This is a genomic window from bacterium (assembly GCA_021159335.1).
Taxonomy (GTDB): domain Bacteria; phylum UBP14; class UBA6098; order B30-G16; family B30-G16; genus JAGGRZ01.
In genome coordinates, this window is sequence record JAGGRZ010000024.1 from 1 (window position 1) to 18,463 (window position 18,463).

Annotated in this window: 15 protein-coding genes and 1 tRNA gene; 3 read left to right on the forward strand and 13 right to left on the reverse strand. The window is 44.5% G+C overall.

Features of this window, described 5'->3' with window-relative positions:
- From J7J62_01600 to J7J62_01610, 3 genes are all read left to right on the forward strand, one after another.
- Positions 1–349 (forward strand): FAD-dependent oxidoreductase (locus J7J62_01600; protein ID MCD6123853.1); only part of this gene is annotated, 349 nt, incomplete at its 5' end.
- A 326-nt stretch (positions 350–675) separates the two neighbouring features.
- Positions 676–1,863, forward strand: a complete 1,188-nt coding sequence (locus tag J7J62_01605) for a rod shape-determining protein RodA (protein MCD6123854.1) — start codon at positions 676–678, stop codon at positions 1,861–1,863.
- A complete protein-coding gene (locus J7J62_01610) occupies positions 1,860–2,645 on the forward strand; it encodes a phosphatidate cytidylyltransferase (protein ID MCD6123855.1) in 786 nt (261 codons plus the stop codon). The genes J7J62_01605 and J7J62_01610 overlap by 4 nt, the downstream gene beginning before the upstream one ends.
- A 115-nt stretch (positions 2,646–2,760) precedes the next feature.
- Here J7J62_01610 and J7J62_01615 read toward each other — a convergent pair whose 3' ends face one another.
- From J7J62_01615 to J7J62_01675, 13 genes are all read right to left on the reverse strand, one after another.
- Positions 2,761–5,670: an OmpA family protein gene (locus J7J62_01615; protein MCD6123856.1), complete on the reverse strand. Its 2,910-nt coding sequence runs from the start codon at positions 5,668–5,670 to the stop codon at positions 2,761–2,763.
- A gap of 240 nt (positions 5,671–5,910) precedes the next feature.
- Entirely contained in the window at positions 5,911–8,043 is a 2,133-nt protein-coding gene (locus tag J7J62_01620) for a T9SS type A sorting domain-containing protein (GenBank protein ID MCD6123857.1), read from the reverse strand.
- Positions 8,044–8,139: 96 nt separating this feature from the next.
- A tRNA-Glu gene (locus J7J62_01625) sits at positions 8,140–8,211 on the reverse strand.
- A 91-nt stretch (positions 8,212–8,302) separates the two neighbouring features.
- Positions 8,303–9,265 carry a phosphotransferase gene (locus J7J62_01630; protein ID MCD6123858.1) on the reverse strand — a complete coding sequence of 321 codons (963 nt, stop codon included), beginning with the start codon at positions 9,263–9,265 and terminating at the stop codon, positions 8,303–8,305.
- Positions 9,262–10,053, reverse strand: coding sequence for a tetratricopeptide repeat protein (locus J7J62_01635; protein ID MCD6123859.1), 792 nt, complete (start codon positions 10,051–10,053; stop codon positions 9,262–9,264). Before J7J62_01635 ends, J7J62_01630 begins: the two co-directional genes overlap by 4 nt.
- Positions 10,050–11,828 (reverse strand): protein BatD, encoded by a 1,779-nt coding sequence (locus tag J7J62_01640; GenBank protein MCD6123860.1) that lies wholly within the window; start codon positions 11,826–11,828, stop codon positions 10,050–10,052. Before J7J62_01640 ends, J7J62_01635 begins: the two co-directional genes overlap by 4 nt.
- 17 nt (positions 11,829–11,845) lie before the next feature.
- Positions 11,846–12,541 carry a tetratricopeptide repeat protein gene (locus J7J62_01645; GenBank protein ID MCD6123861.1) on the reverse strand — a complete coding sequence of 232 codons (696 nt, stop codon included), beginning with the start codon at positions 12,539–12,541 and terminating at the stop codon, positions 11,846–11,848.
- A 32-nt stretch (positions 12,542–12,573) separates the two neighbouring features.
- Positions 12,574–13,434 carry a YihY/virulence factor BrkB family protein gene (locus tag J7J62_01650; GenBank protein ID MCD6123862.1) on the reverse strand — a complete coding sequence of 287 codons (861 nt, stop codon included), beginning with the start codon at positions 13,432–13,434 and terminating at the stop codon, positions 12,574–12,576.
- Between the two features lie 45 nt (positions 13,435–13,479).
- Positions 13,480–14,499 carry a VWA domain-containing protein gene (locus tag J7J62_01655; protein MCD6123863.1) on the reverse strand — a complete coding sequence of 340 codons (1,020 nt, stop codon included), beginning with the start codon at positions 14,497–14,499 and terminating at the stop codon, positions 13,480–13,482.
- Positions 14,496–15,497, reverse strand: a complete 1,002-nt coding sequence (locus J7J62_01660) for a VWA domain-containing protein (GenBank protein ID MCD6123864.1) — start codon at positions 15,495–15,497, stop codon at positions 14,496–14,498. The genes J7J62_01655 and J7J62_01660 overlap by 4 nt, the downstream gene beginning before the upstream one ends.
- A gap of 21 nt (positions 15,498–15,518) precedes the next feature.
- Positions 15,519–16,529, reverse strand: a complete 1,011-nt coding sequence (locus J7J62_01665; GenBank protein ID MCD6123865.1) for a hypothetical protein — start codon at positions 16,527–16,529, stop codon at positions 15,519–15,521.
- Complete coding sequence (locus J7J62_01670; protein ID MCD6123866.1) at positions 16,529–17,446, reverse strand: DUF58 domain-containing protein; 918 nt, start codon at positions 17,444–17,446, stop codon at positions 16,529–16,531. Before J7J62_01670 ends, J7J62_01665 begins: the two co-directional genes overlap by 1 nt.
- 170 nt (positions 17,447–17,616) lie before the next feature.
- Positions 17,617–18,333: a hypothetical protein gene (locus J7J62_01675; protein MCD6123867.1), complete on the reverse strand. Its 717-nt coding sequence runs from the start codon at positions 18,331–18,333 to the stop codon at positions 17,617–17,619.
- Between the last annotated feature and the right edge of the window lie 130 nt (positions 18,334–18,463).

An 18,463-nucleotide genomic window follows, 5' to 3' on the forward strand; every position in this document is an offset into this window, starting at 1 on the left:
ACTCAACCAGGTGCGAGGAATAGAGCTCATAAGGATGAGATTGGGCGAACCAGATTCCAGTGGCAGACCCAGACCGATACCTATTGAGGGCAGCAACTTTGTCCTTGAAGATATCGATATGGTTATTGAGGCATTAGGCACAAGACCTAACCGGATGTTCTTGGATCGAGCGCCGTTCATTGCCCGCGATAAATGGGGAATCATCCAAGTGGATGAACATATGCGCACCAACCAGCCAGATATTTTCGCCGGCGGGGATGCCGTGAGTGGTGGCGCAACTGTAATCCGTGCTTTAGGCGAGGGCAGAATTGCTGCTCGGTCAATTCACGAATACCTGACAAAAAAATAATTCAAAAAAGACTAAATATTAATTGTCGAGCTGTGACTGGATTCACTACTTGGTAAATTCAAAAGGAATACTCTTGCTTTCGAGCAATTAACTAACCATAGGTGCTCAGATGGTAAATTATAAACTAAAGGCAAGTAAGGATTTATAGAAGTATCCTCAAAAATTGTGGATAGATAGAATTTAAAACAGCTAAATTTATTCAATGATTGCTGGCTTAATCAGATTTCTTCCTATTTTCAAAGGTGCGTAACAATTGATGTCTTTATTGAAGTTAAATGATGTAAGCCAAACCTTGACTTTAAGCCGCCTCAGATTATTATAAATTTATGAAATTGGACCTTCTTGTTTTTGGGGTAGCGCTGGTTTTAAGCGTTTCGGGAATAGCGCTGATATACTCAGCAGTAGTGGGCACACCGATAAATCTTCTTTACATAAGGCAGTCCGCTTTTTTGCTGCTCGGGATTGGGGCGATGCTGCTTTTCTGGCGAATACCGCTTAGAGTTCACGACGGGTTAGCATACATATATTATATTATTGCGGTCTTGTTACTCGTTCTCGTGCTCCTTCAGACGGGGAATGTCAAAAGGTGGCTTGGCTTTGGCGGACTCCGAATTCAACCGTCGGAATTTTCGAAGCTCGCCATGATATTCGTGCTTGGAAGATGGTTCAGAGACCACCTCAAACAAATTAACTCCTTAAAGGTTATCGTCGGCGGTGCCGCGCTGGTTGTAATCCCATTCTTTCTCGTCATAAAAGAACCCGATTTAGGAACAGGACTGGTTTTCTGGATAATATACTTCGTCATGCTACTTGCTGCGGGCATAAAACCTATAGTTTTATTCATGATACTAAATCCAATCCTTGCGATACTCTGCGCTTTTCACTGGCTTGCATGGACACTGTACTTCGTTCTGCTCATACTAATAATAATAAAATTCCGTATCCACATTAAACTTGGCTTTATCATACTTTTGATAGCGATATTTTTCGGTGCAATGACGCCGTATGTCTGGTCGCGGCTTCATCCCTATCAGCGCGAGCGAATAATGGTGTTCCTAAATCCCAAACATGACCCATTCGGCGCAGGATACCAGCTTCTTCAAAGCAAAATAGCTGTTGGCTCGGGCGGAATTTTTGGCAAGGGCTACCTGAAAGGCACACAGACACGGCTCCAGTTCATTCCTGCAAAACACTCCGACTTCATATTCGCAGTTCTCGGGGAACAGTTCGGATTTATAGGAGCTATAGCATTGTTAATACTTTATCTTCTCCTATTCTGGCGTGCGCTAATGTTAACTCGCATGACAAGAACCCACTTCGCAAGAATGGTGGTTTTCGCAGTGGCAGCCGTGATAATTTTTCAGGCTTTGCTTAACATATCGATGTGCATAGGACTCGCACCAATAACGGGAATACCTCTGCCATTCGTTTCGTCGGGTGGGTCCTCGCTAATAGTTTTCTGGTCGATGATCGGAATGCTTCAAAATGTATATTCACAGAGGGTAGCGCAGTGAGAGAGCTTATAAAAAGAGTATCAGTGGCATCCATAATAGGTCCTATCGTCATAATATTATTATGGTTCGGGGGATACCCGCTTTTTGTGCTCACATCGCTTGTTGGGATAGGGCTTATAATAGAATTTTTCAAACTTTCCAAGCAAAAAATCTCTTTGTGGCGAATAATTCTTATATGTCTTCTTGCCGTAATCTGGCAAACAGCAGTTTTCTTTGGCTACGAGAATTTGCTCCAATTATTTCTGGGTTCGGTCATAATACTTCTCGTTACCGAACTTTCAACAAAAGCCACGGAAGGCACTCAGGAAAGGTCAAGCTCAATGCTTTTCACTTATATCTACGCGGGACCGATAACATCTACGATACTACTCGTGCGTCGTTTCGGAGCACACTGGGCTATTCTTCCGGTGGCAATGGTCTGGATAGTTGACACAGCAGCATACTGGGGTGGCTCGCTAACTGGAAAACACAAGCTGGCACCTGAATTTTCCCCCAAAAAAACGGTGGAAGGGTTCCTGTGGGGCATAGTTAGCGCAGTTATTATAGCACTCGTTGTGCCCCTAATATGGAGCAAATTTGATACAACGAAATTATGGCTTTGCGCTATGGTAACAGCTTTTGCTGGTCAACTGGGCGACCTTTTCGAATCGAAGCTTAAGAGGCAATTCGGGGTTAAGGATTCGGGCAAAATTCTTCCGGGACATGGCGGAATATGGGATAGAACCGATTCAATACTCTGGGTTTACCCGCTTGTGTGGATTATCCTTACATTAATAAAGTAATTCAGAAGTTGAGATAAACCCTAAGATTTTTTCTCTTCATAATTGCAATTTCTCCAATAAAAAAGCCCTCCGTTTCCGGAGGGCTTACTACCATAGCCTGGGCTTCGTGGTTTCGTTATCGTCTTCTGCCCTTGGCTTTCTTCGCGCGGAACTCTACCTGCACCCTTCGGTTGAACTGACGACCTTCAGGCACCTTGTTGTCACCTATCATCTTATCATAAGTGGTGCCATCGTCGCGCATCTTCTTCAGGGTATAAGGTCTATCAGGACCGTGTCCCTCGGAAATAAGGGTTAACTTGTGGTCCTTGAGCCACTTTGTAACCTCTTTATCCGACTTTAAGTTGAGCATGTGTCTGAGGTAGATCCTCAGATTCTTAAGCTCTCTTACAGCACGCTCAACCGAGAGCTCCTGGTTACGGCGTCTAAGACCGATTATGTCGGTATGACCCGTTATAGCTATCGTCAGCGGCTCACCACCGCGCTCACCAAGCTCGATTATTCGCTTGGCTATAGCCTCCATGCGGCTATGGTAGTACGGTGAAATGGCTACATCCTTGTCGAAGCGGAACACCACAAGAAGTCTCGACTCCTCACCGTAAACCTTGTCGACCTGGTCAACCACAAGCGTCTCCGAGACGGCCTCGCCAACTGCGCCAAGTTCGTCAGTAGCGGTAAGCTTACCATAGTAGAACTTACCACCCTCAATATATTTCCCGTTGTCCATCTTCCAGTCCCATGGAAGCGTTGCCGGCGGCTCTCCAGAACCAGCCTTGAACAATTTAACCACACCGCCACCAAGCTCATAAAGCTCCGCCCTGTGCGATACCACCGGATTGTCCGACTTCACGCTCATCAAAACCTTATTCTGCGGATTGCCAACTGTAATACCTTTCGGGATTTTTCTGCCCGGGAACGGCTTGTAAAGCACACCATCGGCAAGCAAGGAAATCTTCACATGTGGCTCGTCGGCAGGGAATCTATCCTCACCCCAAGCGAATATTCTGTCCCAGAGGTAGAACGGAACAACTTTCTTAATTTGCTCTTTAATGTCCGCTGCACGCAGGAATGAAGGCTCAAGAAGTGTCGGTTTCGCCTCGTCCTTGGTTGCGTAACCCTCGACAAGAAGCATCACATCAGGGTTCTTTTCAAGTATAGTCTTGTATGTCATAGCATTGGCTGAGAAGTCAACTTTCTTGTGAATCTGCCCCTTCTTGAACTTGATTATCTGCTCTATCTGCGATTTAGCCAGTTTTGGCATCTCAGCGGAAAGCTCAACACGACGGTTCTCGTGGCGAATCATCGGGAGGTAACGCTCGATTCCTATGTATCGCTTACCAGTACCAGCGCGCTTCTTAGCGTAGTCGTGCTTGGTGTCTATAACGAGCTGGTCCGGATTCTTAACCCTTGCCTTAAGGTAATTGTAGATCGCCTGCTCACGCTTTTTGGCTATATCAATATTGTCTTTACCATCGGACTCGTCATCGAAGTAACCGGCTATTCTCACCACAACATCGGGGTTATTGCTTATCCTGTCAGCAAGCTTGTCGAGAACCCTCTTGTATCTGTCGGGAATATCTGCACTCTTGGGGTCAAAGAAAATTATCGGGAGAACAGGCTCCTCAGTTTCCTGGAATGTTATTCTCGTTATGTGGAGCGTATCTTGCTCAAATGAAATGGAAGGTTTTGGTCCCGGGAATATCCTTACGGTATTTTCAGCAACATTGTTGCCCTCATCAAGCTCGCTGACTTTACTATTTATCTTCGGTAACGCAGTACCATCGTCATCTATAGCCGCATAAATAGTATATTCACCGGGAAGGAAGTCCTGGAATTTGGCAACTATAGTTACTTCCTGACCCGTTTTCATCTTAGGAATTGTTCCAGTCTTAAGAAGAGCATATGTCCCATCAGGTTTTCTTGTGTACACGGAGTAATTAACATTCTTGGCGGAACCGGCGCTCAGGTTTTTGAATGTAACCGAAACATCAATCTGGTCTCCAGGTTTCAGCTTTTTGATCTTTGGCTCCACAGAGATTGCGGCGAAATCCCACGCAGGTATCGGGTTGGGCAAGTTGAATATTGCTGAAAATTTGTGCGAGGTAGCACCAGCTTTGCTTAGCTCGTTGAGCGGATAAACGAGAGCATAGTCAAATCCAAATGACCAGTGTCTCTTAAGCCGCCAGCCTATACCCAGAGTAAGCTCATCCACATCGTAACCAGCTCTTATCCCGAACATGTGCTTGTAAAACCATTGCTCAATACCGATATGAGGAGTTATAACATTGCCGCCTTCTTGATAATATCTTACATCACCCGCTATAAGCATGTTCTTGTTCGGCGAGAAACCTATTCCGAATCTAAGCTGCATCGGCAGTTTACCATTCTCCTCCCCAGTGTTCAGTGCAAGGTTTGGTTGAAGCAGATTGTAAGCAGCTGCACCTATAGAAATCTTTGGCGAGAACCGCCACAGAATACCCGCATCAACAGAGAACCCCCATTTCGATGTGCCGTTGGCGAAAACAGGGTCATTACGGGGGTCCACACCTTCGCCGCTGGTTATCATATTCTGATCTGGTGGGGTGGCATTGTCAAGATTATAGCCTACACCATCTATCCTGAGCGCAGCACCAATAGAGAACGGATGTTTTCCGAAAAAGCCCTTTTTCTTCCAGCCGAATCTATGGGCTAACCCAATCTTTATGTGATGCTCGCTGTAAACATTCGAGAATAGATACCGCCAGGACAGTCCATATCCGAAAAGAGTCCTATACTGGCTTACCAGGCTCAGATGTCCCATGCCGATGTTATCGCCGCTTATTCCAGCAAAAAGTTTGTTGAAGCTTGCGGTAAACGACATGTACTGGAACGATGCTATACCAGCTACATTCCAATCCAATGCGTTAGCGTCATCGGCAACGCCAACAAACGCCCTACCAAGACCTAATGGTCTTGCGCCAGTAAAGTCGTCCGCGTAAATAAACCCCCCAATAAGAAGAATAGAAGCAACGATTGCGACATACTTCATAATTAACCCCCTAATGTTTGTTTTCTAAATCTTACTTTAGTATAATCACCCCAAGTATGCAAACAAAAAATTAGAAATAACCGCTTATAATCAACATAAAATTTTTCCTTAAAAATACCCCTCATATTCAACTCGCTCACATGTTCTACTAAATATAAAAAGTCCAACATTTTGGTCAAATACTTTTTGTCCACCAAAGAGCGCAAAACCAGCAGAAAAGCAAAAAATTTATCGAGCAGTTTACTTAATAAATGCGACCTTTTTCGCGACCACTCCACCAGAGCTTTCAACCACTACTTCATAAACACCCGAGGAAACATCATCAGCAGGTTTCCAGTAATATGTACCAGAATGAGACACCGCAATTTTTTGCACCACCCTTCCGTCTATGGAGATTATCTTCATTACCGCAGGTTCAGTAATACCCGAGAGTTTTATCTGGCATGCTTTGTTAAACGGATTCGGTGACACCGTAATTTTAGCTATTTCAGGTAATAGAGCTTGCTCAGTGACTCCAGCGTATTCTGAAACATTAACGACAAAAAGATACGACCCCTCAGAAAGGAAAGCGTATGGCGGATGAACATAAATTCCACCCCAAAGGTAGCTAACATATGGTATATCGAATGTTTCGAGGAGTTGCATTGTATCATCGGGTGAAATCTTTATCACAAGCAGCCTGTTACCATCATTCGCGAAAAGAATCGTATCCCTCACGAAAATTCTTCGTATGTAATCGAACGATGCCTCATCAACAAGGCTCACGCTGTGAGGATTCATAACATCGTAAATTCTGATACCTCTGTCGGAAAAAGTCATGAGCAACCTATCATGTCCTATGTATTTCATCTCAGCCACATAACCAAGCCCTGAGCAATCGATATCCACGGTATCGAGAAGAGTTGGTCCTAAGGGACTTGTGAGGTCGTAAATGTAAAGTTTAGCCCGGGTGTTGTTCGATGAAAGAATGAATGCTCTGTAATCAGGGACATCAACCAAAACATTGCTCGGCATTGAAACCCCGCCAAAATAGATGGCATGAATTATGTCCGGAGAAAATGGGTTTCGAGGGTTAACTACATAAAAGGTATCAATTGTGACGGTGTAAAGCAGCGAATCCTTAACGGTAAAAGAATAGACAGGGGACCCAGTTCTGAACGCTCCAGCAAGATAAGGCATGGTAGGCGTGCCTACATCAACTATGCCAACTCCGCACCCGAAATCTCTGTAATAAAGCCGACCGTTTTTTATCATTAACCTTTGCGGAGAACCATAAAGAGGAATTACTGAAAGGATGCGCATACTTGAGGGTCTGCCTATATCTATTACTCCGAGATGACCAAATTTGTCGAGCGAAAATAGATAGCCCATATACCTCCACGAGTCCTCAAAGTAGAACCCGTAAGCAGTGTCGATGGATATCGCGGTAGGGTCTGAGATGTCATAGAAATGGAGCAGCTTCGATGTTATGACTATAGCCTTGTTGCCAAGTTTTATAAGATACTGCCCTATGCCTTTCATTCCACCTAAGGATGAGATAATCATGAATGTGTCGAGATAGTTCAGATTAAATGTTGCAAGCATCGTGTCGCAGAGAAGCAACGCTATGGAATCGTTATAATGTTCTATATACTTGGTTCCTGTGCCAACTGCGTAATAAGCTGTTTCAGCTACAGATGTGGGCGAATGAAACGCAAAAACCTTTATCGTATCCCACGAAAGCAAATAAAAAAGCGAGTCAGCAAACATAATATCAGACTTAGTGCCCGAAATCCTAACATCAGTAAGCCACACCGGCGATGTAGGGTTGGAAATGTTAAGAAGGGTAAGTCCATCATCAGTTATGGCAAAAAGTATAGTATCTTTTACCCGCAATGCATTAGGAGTGCATGAATAGCTGCCAGCTACAGAAGGCGAGCGAGGATTCGCAATGTTAAGAATTTTTAATCCGCGTGTCCGCGCTGGAAGATAAGCGTAGTCTCCTATGATAAGTATTTGATGGGTTAATCGCCCGGTATAGGGTTCAAGTCTCAGGTTCGCAACCTCTGAAGGATGAACCGTATCACCCAAAGCAAAAACTCTGAATCTGTCGTCAGTTCCTATAACGAACAGAAATGAGTCCTTTATTGCGAACGCATTAATTTTTCGACCCGAGATTTCGACTGCGCCTACTTCTCTTGCATGCAACCAATCCGAAATGTCGTAAATAGTTATGTGGTCCGAAAGGACGAAAAGATAATTCCCCGCAACTTCGCCGTAGGTGCCCTCACTTAGACGGCTTAGAACACCCTCAAGACTTATGCTTTGCGCTGATAAAAGTGAAATGCTGGTAAAGACAAGGATAAGAATTAAAACACACATATTCTGTTTCATTTAATCCCCCCTTATTTGCTTCTTTATTAAAGATAGGTTACAAATCATTTTATTTCAACAAAATATTTACTTTTCTGCCCATTTAACAGAATAAAACAGCGGTACGGGGATTCGAACCCCGGTTTCGTGGCTGAGAACCACGCGTCCTAACCCCTAGACGATACCGCCGATTGTTAACTTATTTATAAGATTATGAGTGTCAAGAAAAAATTGGAAAAATTTGAGCCTAAAAACTTTAATCACAACGATTTAGCCCAAACTATAATCTAAATTTTTTGATGCGTTCCGCTGATTCGGCAATAACGCGCGCCAATCCGGGAAATCTGCCCGTTTCATCGAGCCAGAACCTTATTCTCTCAACAGCCACGGGCAGAAATTTAAGGAACCATCGTTTGCCCTTCTCAAGCGAAAGATAAGAGTAAGCTGCGGTAGCTTGCATGAGCCTTTGTAGCGCAGCATAAGGATAAACCTCGATTATCCGTTGTTTCTCATCTTTGGTTAGTGCTGAACTATCAAGATACGCCCTTATAAGCAAAAATTTCATCCTTTCAGGTATGGACACATATGGGTCCTCAAGAAGCGAGACCAGATCATACACTCTGAACCCGTTCCGGGCGCTTTGAAAATCTATAACCACTATTTTACCACGCGCAATAAGAATGTTTTGAGATTGATAATCCCTGTGCATGAACCCTCGAGGAGAGTCCGCAACTTCAGTCGCTATACCATAAAACTCATCCTCGATGTAATCCAACACATCGGGCGAAAATTCGCACAATCTTACAAGAAAATGTCTTGTGAAGTAATGGGACTCATTTATCAAGTCTACAAATTCAAAGGGCTGTGTCGATGCCCCGCGAACTGCTGTAAGCTCGTGAATACGCGCAAGAATATCAACAGCTTCAAAGTATGGAGAAAAATCAGAAGTAGAGTTAACCCAAAGATAAAGCGACATGTCACCTGCATCCTCAAGAGCCATCACACGCCTTGCAGCATCGATACCGAATATCTTCGGAACAGGGATGCTCTGCTCAGAAAGTGATTTCAGAAGCTCAAAGTAACGCAAAAGTTCCACAGTCTGGCGCTGGAACAAAAGTATGACACTTCCCTCGGGCAGAAAAATTCTCCTAAAAGCTCTGTCAGAACCTCCCCATAGGTCAACCACCTCGAGCCGCCCACTTTCGAAAAGCATCAAAATTTTGTTGAAATCTATCGCGCTCATTTCTCACCAAGCTCTTTTTTGACTCTTTGCGCGAGGTCTTTCGCAACGACAAGCTCGACTACTGAATCAGGAACCCACCCTGAATGCCCATCTTCGAGCATTATCCTGAACCAGCCAAATCTCTCTTCTTTAACTGCCACCTTCGTACCATCGTGTATGGTAAACAAAAGCTCGCCAGTTTCAGTCGGCTCACTTCGCACATCTACTTTGGGCACAACGACTATAGCCGTCTTAAGCTCCCATGGACTCGCGCTTTTTATGTACCAGCCAAAAGCAAAAATAATAACAAAAATCCACAAAACAACAGCTACCCAACGCCCCGAAAGCCTGAGAATGTAATATATAGTCGCTGAAGTGGCTAAAACCGAAAGTATTAGCAAAACGAACCAATACCCTTTAAAAGGTATTCTTCTTATAAAATCAAAAAGAACCTGAAGCAATGAACCCCTGTATATTGAAACTATTTTATCCTTAGTTAATGAACGGGCAAAATTGAGGTTTTTTAGTATGTCGGGGTCGTTAGGGGAAAGAAGCCTCGCTCTCTCGTACCAAAGTATTGCCTTTCCCATCTTGCCGAGCCTGAAGTATGCGTTTCCAATGTTGAAGAACAATTTTGAATCGCAACCCCCTAACTCCACAGCTTTAAGGTAATTTTCGAGCGCCTCATCAAACTTGCCATCACGATATGCTTTGTTACCCTCGTTGTAGTATGAGGCTACATCTGATTGCGCAGACGACAGCGCAAATACCAAAAGAAAAAACACTACTGTCAGTTTCCTTGTAGTCATGCCCTGTCGAAAGTTTCGTCTATAGTTTTAAGATACTCTCGTACTTTTTCAGAAAGCTCGACTACATCGCAGTGCTCGCCAGCTGGCGCAAACCTCGAAGAATGAATTTTGTCGAGCGCATCTCTGAGCCCTTCAATAGTCTCCTCAGGGACGCCTTTTTCCATAAGCTTAGCAGCAGCCTCGTCGAAAATAACAGCGCCTGCTTCTATGCCAAGCTTCGCCGCGATAAACTGGAATATAGCATCATATATTGCCGAAAGCGCCTGAGCAGCATCCTTGGCTCGCCTAACCCCAGAAAGCCTTCTCTGAGCCTCCTTAAATGCCCGCGAAGCCTTTATACGCTTTATGTCCCTGAGCATACGCTCATAGCGAAGCCTGTACGCATACGCCCCAAGAATAGCGAGAATCTCTATCGGAATGAACCAGAGTGCTCTAAGCCCATTTGGAAGTGACAGTCTTCCTACAGTGAGCCTGAGCGCATCGGGCTTAATGAACTCTATATCACCGCCCACTGCAACGATTCTGCTTCTCCCTACCGGACCCACAATGGAAACTCCTTTGCCTGGACCAACAACAATTCTAATCGAGTCGGATGAGAGTTTAACATACTTTCTCGTTCGCGGATTAAAATAACTGAACTCAACAGGTGGAATAATGAACTCACCTTCGCTATGGGGAACCACGACATACTCTGCCGACTTTGTGCCTATTATCTGCTCACCTTTGACATCCTTCGTTACCTTTTCCTTTTTGTCAAAAACTTCAAAGTCCTGGGGAAATTGTGGCTGTGGAAGCGTTATCGTCTCTATATTCCCGGCACCAGAAACTCTAACAGTAATCCCCAAAGCATCACCGACGGAAAGTGTATCTCTGTCGGCTTTTAAAGAAAACGAAAACTTACCCACAGCTCCTGTAAAACCATCGGGTTTTCCTGCCTCAGGTAATGAAAGAACTTTTATTTTAAGCGGTTTGCTTCGGGCAATAATTTCGGCTCGGCGTCCGAAGTCGAAAAAACTTCGTGGTGGGTATTGAACAACGCACTTAAGCTCCATAGGCTCAACGGTAACATACCCGGGCATAAGCGGAAACGCAGCAACTGTCTTAATCGGGAACGCATAATAACGCTTACCACCTATAGTCACGACGCGGGGCTGAAGCCTTGTAGCCTCGAAAATGGTTTCCACCCACGCATTCTTGAATTCGGCATCTTTTTTGTAGCTAAGATTAACCAGGTCAAGGCGAGAATAAAGCGTAAAATAAACTGTTATCTGCTCGCCCTGATATACGCTTTTCTTGTTGGCATCCACTCCAATAAATACATCCTGCTCTGCGCTCTGTGGTTGCCCTGCTGGCTGTCTTGCCGATGGTGCACCCTTCTTTGGTTGTCGCGGTTTCGCACCTCCAGAAAGAATATTGACGGTTATAGGCTTGGTCCTGTATTTCTTACCACCAACGAGAACCTCCATGGATGGAATAACGAGCTTGCCTGTTCGCTGGGGTACTATGAAGTAGATGTAGTCAATGGTTTTCGATGATGTCATTTTCCCATTTATAATCTGTATGCTCGTCGATGTCGACGACGATGTTCCGCGCAGGCTCCAATCATTGGTTGCGGGAAATCGGGGCGCACTCACAGATGGAAGTTTCCTCCCCTGCACAGTAACAGTCAGAGTAACAACATCACCCAAAAAAGCAGTAGTTTTATCCACTGAGGCGGTAACTGTAATATCCTCGGCGGCGAAAACGATGCTAAGCGCAAACACTAAATGTAACATTAATGCTCTCATGGCTCTCACCAGTCTCGAGGATTCTCGTAACGCGCTCCTCTTCTGCGCTGTTTAAGTTGCTGGTTTATCAACTCCTGCTGTTGCCTTTGGAATGCCTCGAGAAGTTTTTCGGCCTCCTCCTTGGACATCGCACCCTTTTTCATCTGGGCTTTTTGTTGCTCTTGTTTCTGTTTTTCAGCCTGCTCTTGCTGAGCCTGTTGCTTCTCTTGCTGCTCTTTCTTTTTCTGCTGGCTTTTCTGCTGCTTACTCTGCTCACCCTGCTTCTTTTTGCTACTTCCTCCACCTCCGCCCGACTCATTAAGAAGCTTCATTGCAAGCTCAAGGTTATACTTCGCATCTTCATCGTATGGATTCAGCTTCAACGCAGCCTTGTAGAATTCTGCTGCCCTCGCAATACTATCCGCTTTGAAAAAACAATTCCCAAGATTGTAAAAAAGAGCTGAATAAAGGGCGGTGTCCTTTATCTCGGGATTTTCCGTAATGGCTTTAGCCACGACTTTAGCCGCCTCGTCGTATTTGCCCATCATGTATAGTGCGGAACTTTCGTTTAGTGCCAGTTTCAGATGTTCATCGCTTTTGCTATCGGCTTTTTTAAATCTTTTGAGCGCCTGTTCGTAGTGCCCTTTCTTAAAATCCTTGATACCCTTCTTCACATCCTTCCAGGGCGTCGCCGAGGAGAGCGTGAAAACTAACAAATTCACCCCTAATAGTAATTTTATCAAATGTCCTCTCATCATACTTTCGATGTGACTAATTTTGTGGATTTAATGAAAGACATCGCCAGCTCACCGCCCAAAAGCATTATCGATGCGGTGTAAAAAACCCATAGGTATGTAGCTAATATGGTGCTTATTCCACCATAAAGCTGATTGAAACGAACGATGTATTTTACATATATAGTAAAAATTCTTTTTGCTATTTCCCACATAATGCCAGAAAACAATCCTGCGAAAATTGCATATCGCCACCTAACTTTTCTCTGGGGCACGATTTTGTATGTAAGGCTGAAAAAGAACGAAACCAAAATTATGGGTGCAATGAAAAACACTATTTTCCAAAATGTCGAGAGGTCCTTTGCTGTCATACCAAGGAATACGACTCCGAGGTCAGAGAGAAGGTTTACTCCCCATGTGAAAAAAGCCGAACCAAGAAGTGAGACATATGTTAAAAACATGAGGAAGTAAGCCATCAAAAGTTGCCGCCAAAGAGGACGCTTGTCCGTAACCTCGAAAACCTTGTTTATTGCTGATTCTATAACCAAAAAAACACCGCCTGAAAGCACAAACAAAAGAAATCCATTTATCACCGTTGCTGTGGGCGCCTGAGACACGAACTTCGTGGCTATCTTGTTGATATTGGCAACGCCCTCAGGAAACATGTTCTGAATGTTTATGAAGGATAGTATAACATCAGCTGCTTTTTTGGGTGACCCCATAATGAGACCAGCCAGCGAAAGTCCGAACATGCTCAATGGCACTACCGAAAGCAATGAATAGAACGATATAGCAGCCGCCATAGTTGGTCCACCATGTTTGTAAAAGCCCGACCACATAGCCTTAAAGTGCCTCCACCAATTTCGCATAAAGTCAAGCATTAAAAGCTCCAGATAAGATGATGTTTAATTTATAATAAATTTTCCTCACATTTTCAACTTTTTACTTCTTTCGGGCAAAGCCCAGTAAGCTAACAAGAACAGGATACCAAGCGTAAGCGGATAGTAGAACTTTTCCTCATAATGACTGAAAACGAGTGTCTCAAACTCCTTTTTGCCCATTTTTCTTATTTCGGAAAGCATTGACCGAATGTTTTCAGCACCAGGGCGAGCAGCAAAATATTTGCCACCGGTTATTTCCGCTATGCGCTGGAGCAAGTCCTCGTCAAGGCGAGAGGTTACTATAGCGCCGGTGACAGGGTCCCTTTTGTATCCGATAACATTTCCTTTGGAATCCTTCATGGGCACAGGTGCGCCCGTCGGAGAACCAACACCTATTGTGTAGACTTTTATTCCTTTTTTTGCCAACTCCTTGGCAACACCTATGGGGTCACTATCTGCTGTATTCTCACCGTCAGTTATCAGAACTATCGCCTTATAACGCGGAACGTCCTCGACGAAAGCTTTTTCTGCCACCCCAAGCGCACGCGCTATGTCGGTGCCCGGGTCAGCGACTATGCCAACATCCACCGCATTAAGGAACATAAGGAATGCATCGTAGTCGATAGTTAGAGGGCACATTATGTAAGCATCTCCCGCAAAAACGACCAGCGCGAACCTATCGGTGGCGGACAACCTGACGAAATCGCGAATTTCGTTTTTGGCATTAGCCAGCCTATTAGGCTTAAGGTCCTCGGCAAGCATGGATTTAGATACATCGAGTGCGAAAACTATGTCTATCCCCTCGCGCTTAACCTTTTCAAGCTTCGCGCCGATTTGCGGCCGCATAAGCGCAAGAACCAAAAGAGAATATCCCAAGACCAAAAATATCCTTCTCCATGTTCTCGTTACCGGATTGTAAAAAAGAAGCATTCGCTCGATAAGCTTCCTGTCACCTATTCGCGACAAAGCCCGCCGTCGAAGCGAGTCATAAACCAAAAAAAGCAGTATCAAAACCGGAACCCCAGCAAACAAAAAAGCCATATGTGGATTGGCGAACTTTATCATGGTATTTGCCTCACTACCAGATATTCAAACACAATAGCTGCGAGCACCAAAATAAAACCCGCGATAAGCGGATAATAAAACAGCTCTTTGTAGCGCTTAAATCGTTTGACTATTATTTTCGTTTTTTCAAGCTTGTCTATTTCCTGATAAATTTTATGCAGTTTTTCCCTGCTCGTTGCCCTAAAATATTTACCATTTGCGGACGATGCGATTTGCCTGAGCGCATCCTCATCGATTGGAATGTCCATCGGCATAAGCCTCGTTCTACCGAAGACATCTTTGACGGGATACAAAACTTTCCCGCGCTTTCCCATTCCTATAGTATATATTTTTATCCCCAGCGCAGCAGCAGCCTGAGCAGCAGTTATAGGGTCTATTTTGCCTGTGTTGTTCCTGCCGTCGGTAAGAAGAATTATGACTTTGCTTTTCGCCTTGCTATTTCTAAGTCTACCAGCTGCGGTTATTATGGCATCACCTATAGCCGTGCCATCCTCTATGTCACCAACACTAACTTTGTCGAGAAGCTGGAGCAAAATATTGTGGTCGATAGTCAATGGGCATTGCGGAAAAGCCTTCGAAGCGAAAACCACAAGTCCTATTCTATCGTTCGGTCGCCCCTTTATGAAATTCTTTGCCTCAAGTTTTGCCACCTCTATCCTGTTTTTCGGCTGAAAGTCAACAGCATACATCGATGACGATATGTCGAGAGCGATAACTATATCTATTCCTTTTGTGTACTTTTTTTCCACTGTAAAACCTGCTCTCGGGCGCGCGGCGGCAACAATGAGAAGTCCAAGCCCTACAGCCCAAATGTAGGGCAATGCCCGCCACAAAATTACCCTTATCGAACGCATGGTATTAGCGAATCGCCGCGTTACAGGATAAATCATCGCAGCTCTTCGATACCGCCTGAGAAGATAAAACCCCAGCGGTATGAAAAGTAAAAGCAAAAGAACATAAGGATTGGCGAAACCAATCTTGCCCGAGACTATGTTCATCACTCCACCCATGAGAAAAAACTATGACCAATTATTAACCGCAGAAGCTCCATGCGTTTCATCCGTTTTTGCGGTCGCCTCTTCACTTTCTTCTTCTGTTGGAGCAGGTATTGTGCGCTCAATAAGTTCCCGCACTATTTCAGTGTCTTTTTGCGCAACGCTCATATCTGGTATGAACTTCGCAAATTTGACAAGGTCTGCTCGCCTGAGAAGCTCCTCGGTCTTGCTTATAAAATATTCCGCTTCAAGTGGCGGAACATCCAGCTTTGTTCTCCTAAGATTTTCGAGGATTTCTGTCGTCGAAAGTTCAAGTGCAGCAACTCCGAATCTGTGTTCTATATACCATCTGAGAATGTCCGTCAGCCTGTCGAAATACTCCTTAACTTCGCCGTTTTTAAGCAAATCAGTAGCCGTGAGTGACCGCAGCATTTCGAGTGCCCTCTCCCAGGCCGGTCTGGGCGGCGAAATAAGCGAGATAAAACTAACCCCTCTGCGTCTCAGCGACAAATACCACAGCAAGGCAAGAACAAAAGCCGCAAAACCAATACCTATAACCCCTCTAATAACAAAAAATTTGACTGGAAATTTTAGCGGTAAAGGAGGCTTGACATCCCTAATTTTCATAGAATCAACCGCCTCAGGTGGAACGAGCGGTAAAAACTTTACAGGTATAGCTTGAGTAAAAAGGGTCTCAGCAACACCTGCTTTCGAAACCGTCACAATGCCGACTGGCGGGATGAAAGCATCATTAGGGTTATAAAGCGCAAGCTTAAACCTAAATCGCCTTATGAAGTTACCCTCAAAAGTATCCACGGAATCAGGCTTGATAGAAAGAACCTCAAAGGGGCCAAGCTGCTTCTGCCCAGCAAGTAAAAGCCCTGCTTTAAGCGTTTCTGGGTATGTAAGTTGAACGGTAAATTCTATAGGGTCTCCTATTCGAACCAACACTGGTTGAGCACTCGCTTTAAGAACCATATCTGCCCATGCAATTCTCAGAACAAAGACCAAAAATATTACAATGTATTTTTTCATCATCGGAATCGTTGCGCTCGTTGTCTGAAAAATCGCTGAAGTGACTTAACATAATCCTCATCGGTGCGGACATAAATAGCATCGATACCTACAGATGCAAAAAGTTTCTTCTGCGCCTCAAATTCCTTCTGCGCTCGAGCCCTGAATTCATTAACCACCATCTTATCTGATGTGTCAACTGCGATAAGTTCGCCAGTCTCGGCATCCTCAAGAACCAGAACCCCTGCACCCTCAAGATGCCATTCGGCTGGGTCGGAAACCACGATAGGAATAAGGTCGTGCCGTTTAGCAGTAAGCGCCAAAGGCTTTTTCAGGTCACCATCAAGAAAGTCGGAGATCAAAAAAACTATCGCTGAACGCTTCAATATTCGCTGCAAATAATTCAGGGCAGCAGCAATATCAGTATTAGGATGAGACGGCTCATAAGCAAGGAGCTCTCTTATAATGCGCAGAATATGTTGTTTCCCTTTCTTTGGCGGAATAAACTTTTCCACTCTATCGGTAAACATCAGAAGTCCAACGAGGTCGTTGTTCTGGATCGCGGAGAAGGCAAGCAGAGCGGAAATTTCCACGGCTATTTCGCGTTTAAGCTCGTTTCTCGTTCCGAATGCGGCTGAACGACTCATGTCGGCTGCGATAAGCACGGTAAGTTCGCGCTCTTCCTCAAATACCTTGACATAAGTTCGACCCATGCGTGCCGTGACATTCCAGTCGATAGTTCTGACATCATCGCCCGGCTGATACTCCCTTACCTCTGAAAACTCTATTCCCCGTCCCCGGAAAACTGAATGATACTGCCCCGAGAAAATCTCCTGAACATATCTTCTCGTAGTAATATCAATTCTGCGCACCCGCTTGAGAATCTCTCTAAGCCTCTTTTCGCGCTCTTCCTTTTTTCGCAGCCGCAAAAGTTTCATTTCAAATGTTTTATAAACAACTTTTATGCCAATCTAACAGTAATACTTTATTTTGCAACACAAAGTTGGCTTACCTATGCGAAAATGGAGCAAACAAAAGCATTGATACTTCAGGAATGAGAGGTAATTCTCTTTGGTCAGCAGACTGCCAAAATGGCAGATATTGCTTCTTAAGGTGTTATGCGGATTGGAACAACTCTCGTGAGGTAAATAGAGAAAAAGCTTCTGGAGTCACCGGGATAAATGGATACCTGACTTATAGCGCTAACCTCTATGGTAGCCTCACCCTCAAACCCGAGCGTAACATCACCTGGAATGGTAAAATTAGTTGTGGTGCCACCTTCGTAATAGTCCTGGAAGATATAGTCGTCGTAGCTTCTAATCCTTATTCCCACCACCGGCGGGAAGCCACCCACATAATCCCAGTAAACATCTATGTCAGCTCCTGCGACGAAAATCTCGCCATATTCAGGCTCCGTGATGGTTATCTCCTCGGTTGAAGGCGACATAGCACCGCAGTAAAACGATGTGTCGCCTATATCGATGTTTAGATAGTAAGTTTGATTCGGCATGTAGTCTATGAATGATGTATCAACATATATGGCAAAATGGGCATCAGAAGAGTCCACATAAAGATAATAAGGAATGTCGTTAATTCTAACGAATCCGGAATTTGCTGGTGCGGCTTCCGGGTTGAGGCGCTCTATATAAACCACTGACCACGGGGAAAGATTGTAGTTGCCAACAAATGCTACTATTCTGTAATCGCTCGATGTATGGCTGCCATTATTCCCATTGCCGTTAGGCTGTGTCGGCAAAGTTGGTCCGCAACCATAGAAGCCAGCGAAAACAGTTACAGTCATTAAAATTATAACCATCCATTTCATAGCACCAACCCCACTTGTTGTTTCGCTTATTTTTATAATATTAATTTCAGCGATTTTGTCCAACAGGAATAACAATTAATACAAAGCCACGATATCATCCTCTGAAGCGCCCGAAGGGTGTCTTTTGCTG

Coding starts and splice junctions, on each gene's coding strand:
- J7J62_01670 (MCD6123866.1), bottom strand. CDS start 17,446: ATGAAACTTTTGCGGCTGCGAAAAAAGGAAGAGCGCGAAAAGAGGCTT.
- J7J62_01660 (MCD6123864.1), bottom strand. CDS start 15,497: ATGAACATAGTCTCGGGCAAGATTGGTTTCGCCAATCCTTATGTTCTT.
- J7J62_01620 (MCD6123857.1), bottom strand. CDS start 8,043: ATGAAACAGAATATGTGTGTTTTAATTCTTATCCTTGTCTTTACCAGC.
- J7J62_01640 (MCD6123860.1), bottom strand. CDS start 11,828: ATGTTACATTTAGTGTTTGCGCTTAGCATCGTTTTCGCCGCCGAGGAT.
- J7J62_01675 (MCD6123867.1), bottom strand. CDS start 18,333: ATGAAATGGATGGTTATAATTTTAATGACTGTAACTGTTTTCGCTGGC.
- J7J62_01655 (MCD6123863.1), bottom strand. CDS start 14,499: ATGATAAAGTTCGCCAATCCACATATGGCTTTTTTGTTTGCTGGGGTT.
- J7J62_01650 (MCD6123862.1), bottom strand. CDS start 13,434: ATGCTTGACTTTATGCGAAATTGGTGGAGGCACTTTAAGGCTATGTGG.
- J7J62_01635 (MCD6123859.1), bottom strand. CDS start 10,053: ATGACTACAAGGAAACTGACAGTAGTGTTTTTTCTTTTGGTATTTGCG.
- J7J62_01615 (MCD6123856.1), bottom strand. CDS start 5,670: ATGAAGTATGTCGCAATCGTTGCTTCTATTCTTCTTATTGGGGGGTTT.
- J7J62_01665 (MCD6123865.1), bottom strand. CDS start 16,529: ATGAAAAAATACATTGTAATATTTTTGGTCTTTGTTCTGAGAATTGCA.
- J7J62_01630 (MCD6123858.1), bottom strand. CDS start 9,265: ATGAGCGCGATAGATTTCAACAAAATTTTGATGCTTTTCGAAAGTGGG.
- J7J62_01605 (MCD6123854.1), top strand. CDS start 676: ATGAAATTGGACCTTCTTGTTTTTGGGGTAGCGCTGGTTTTAAGCGTT.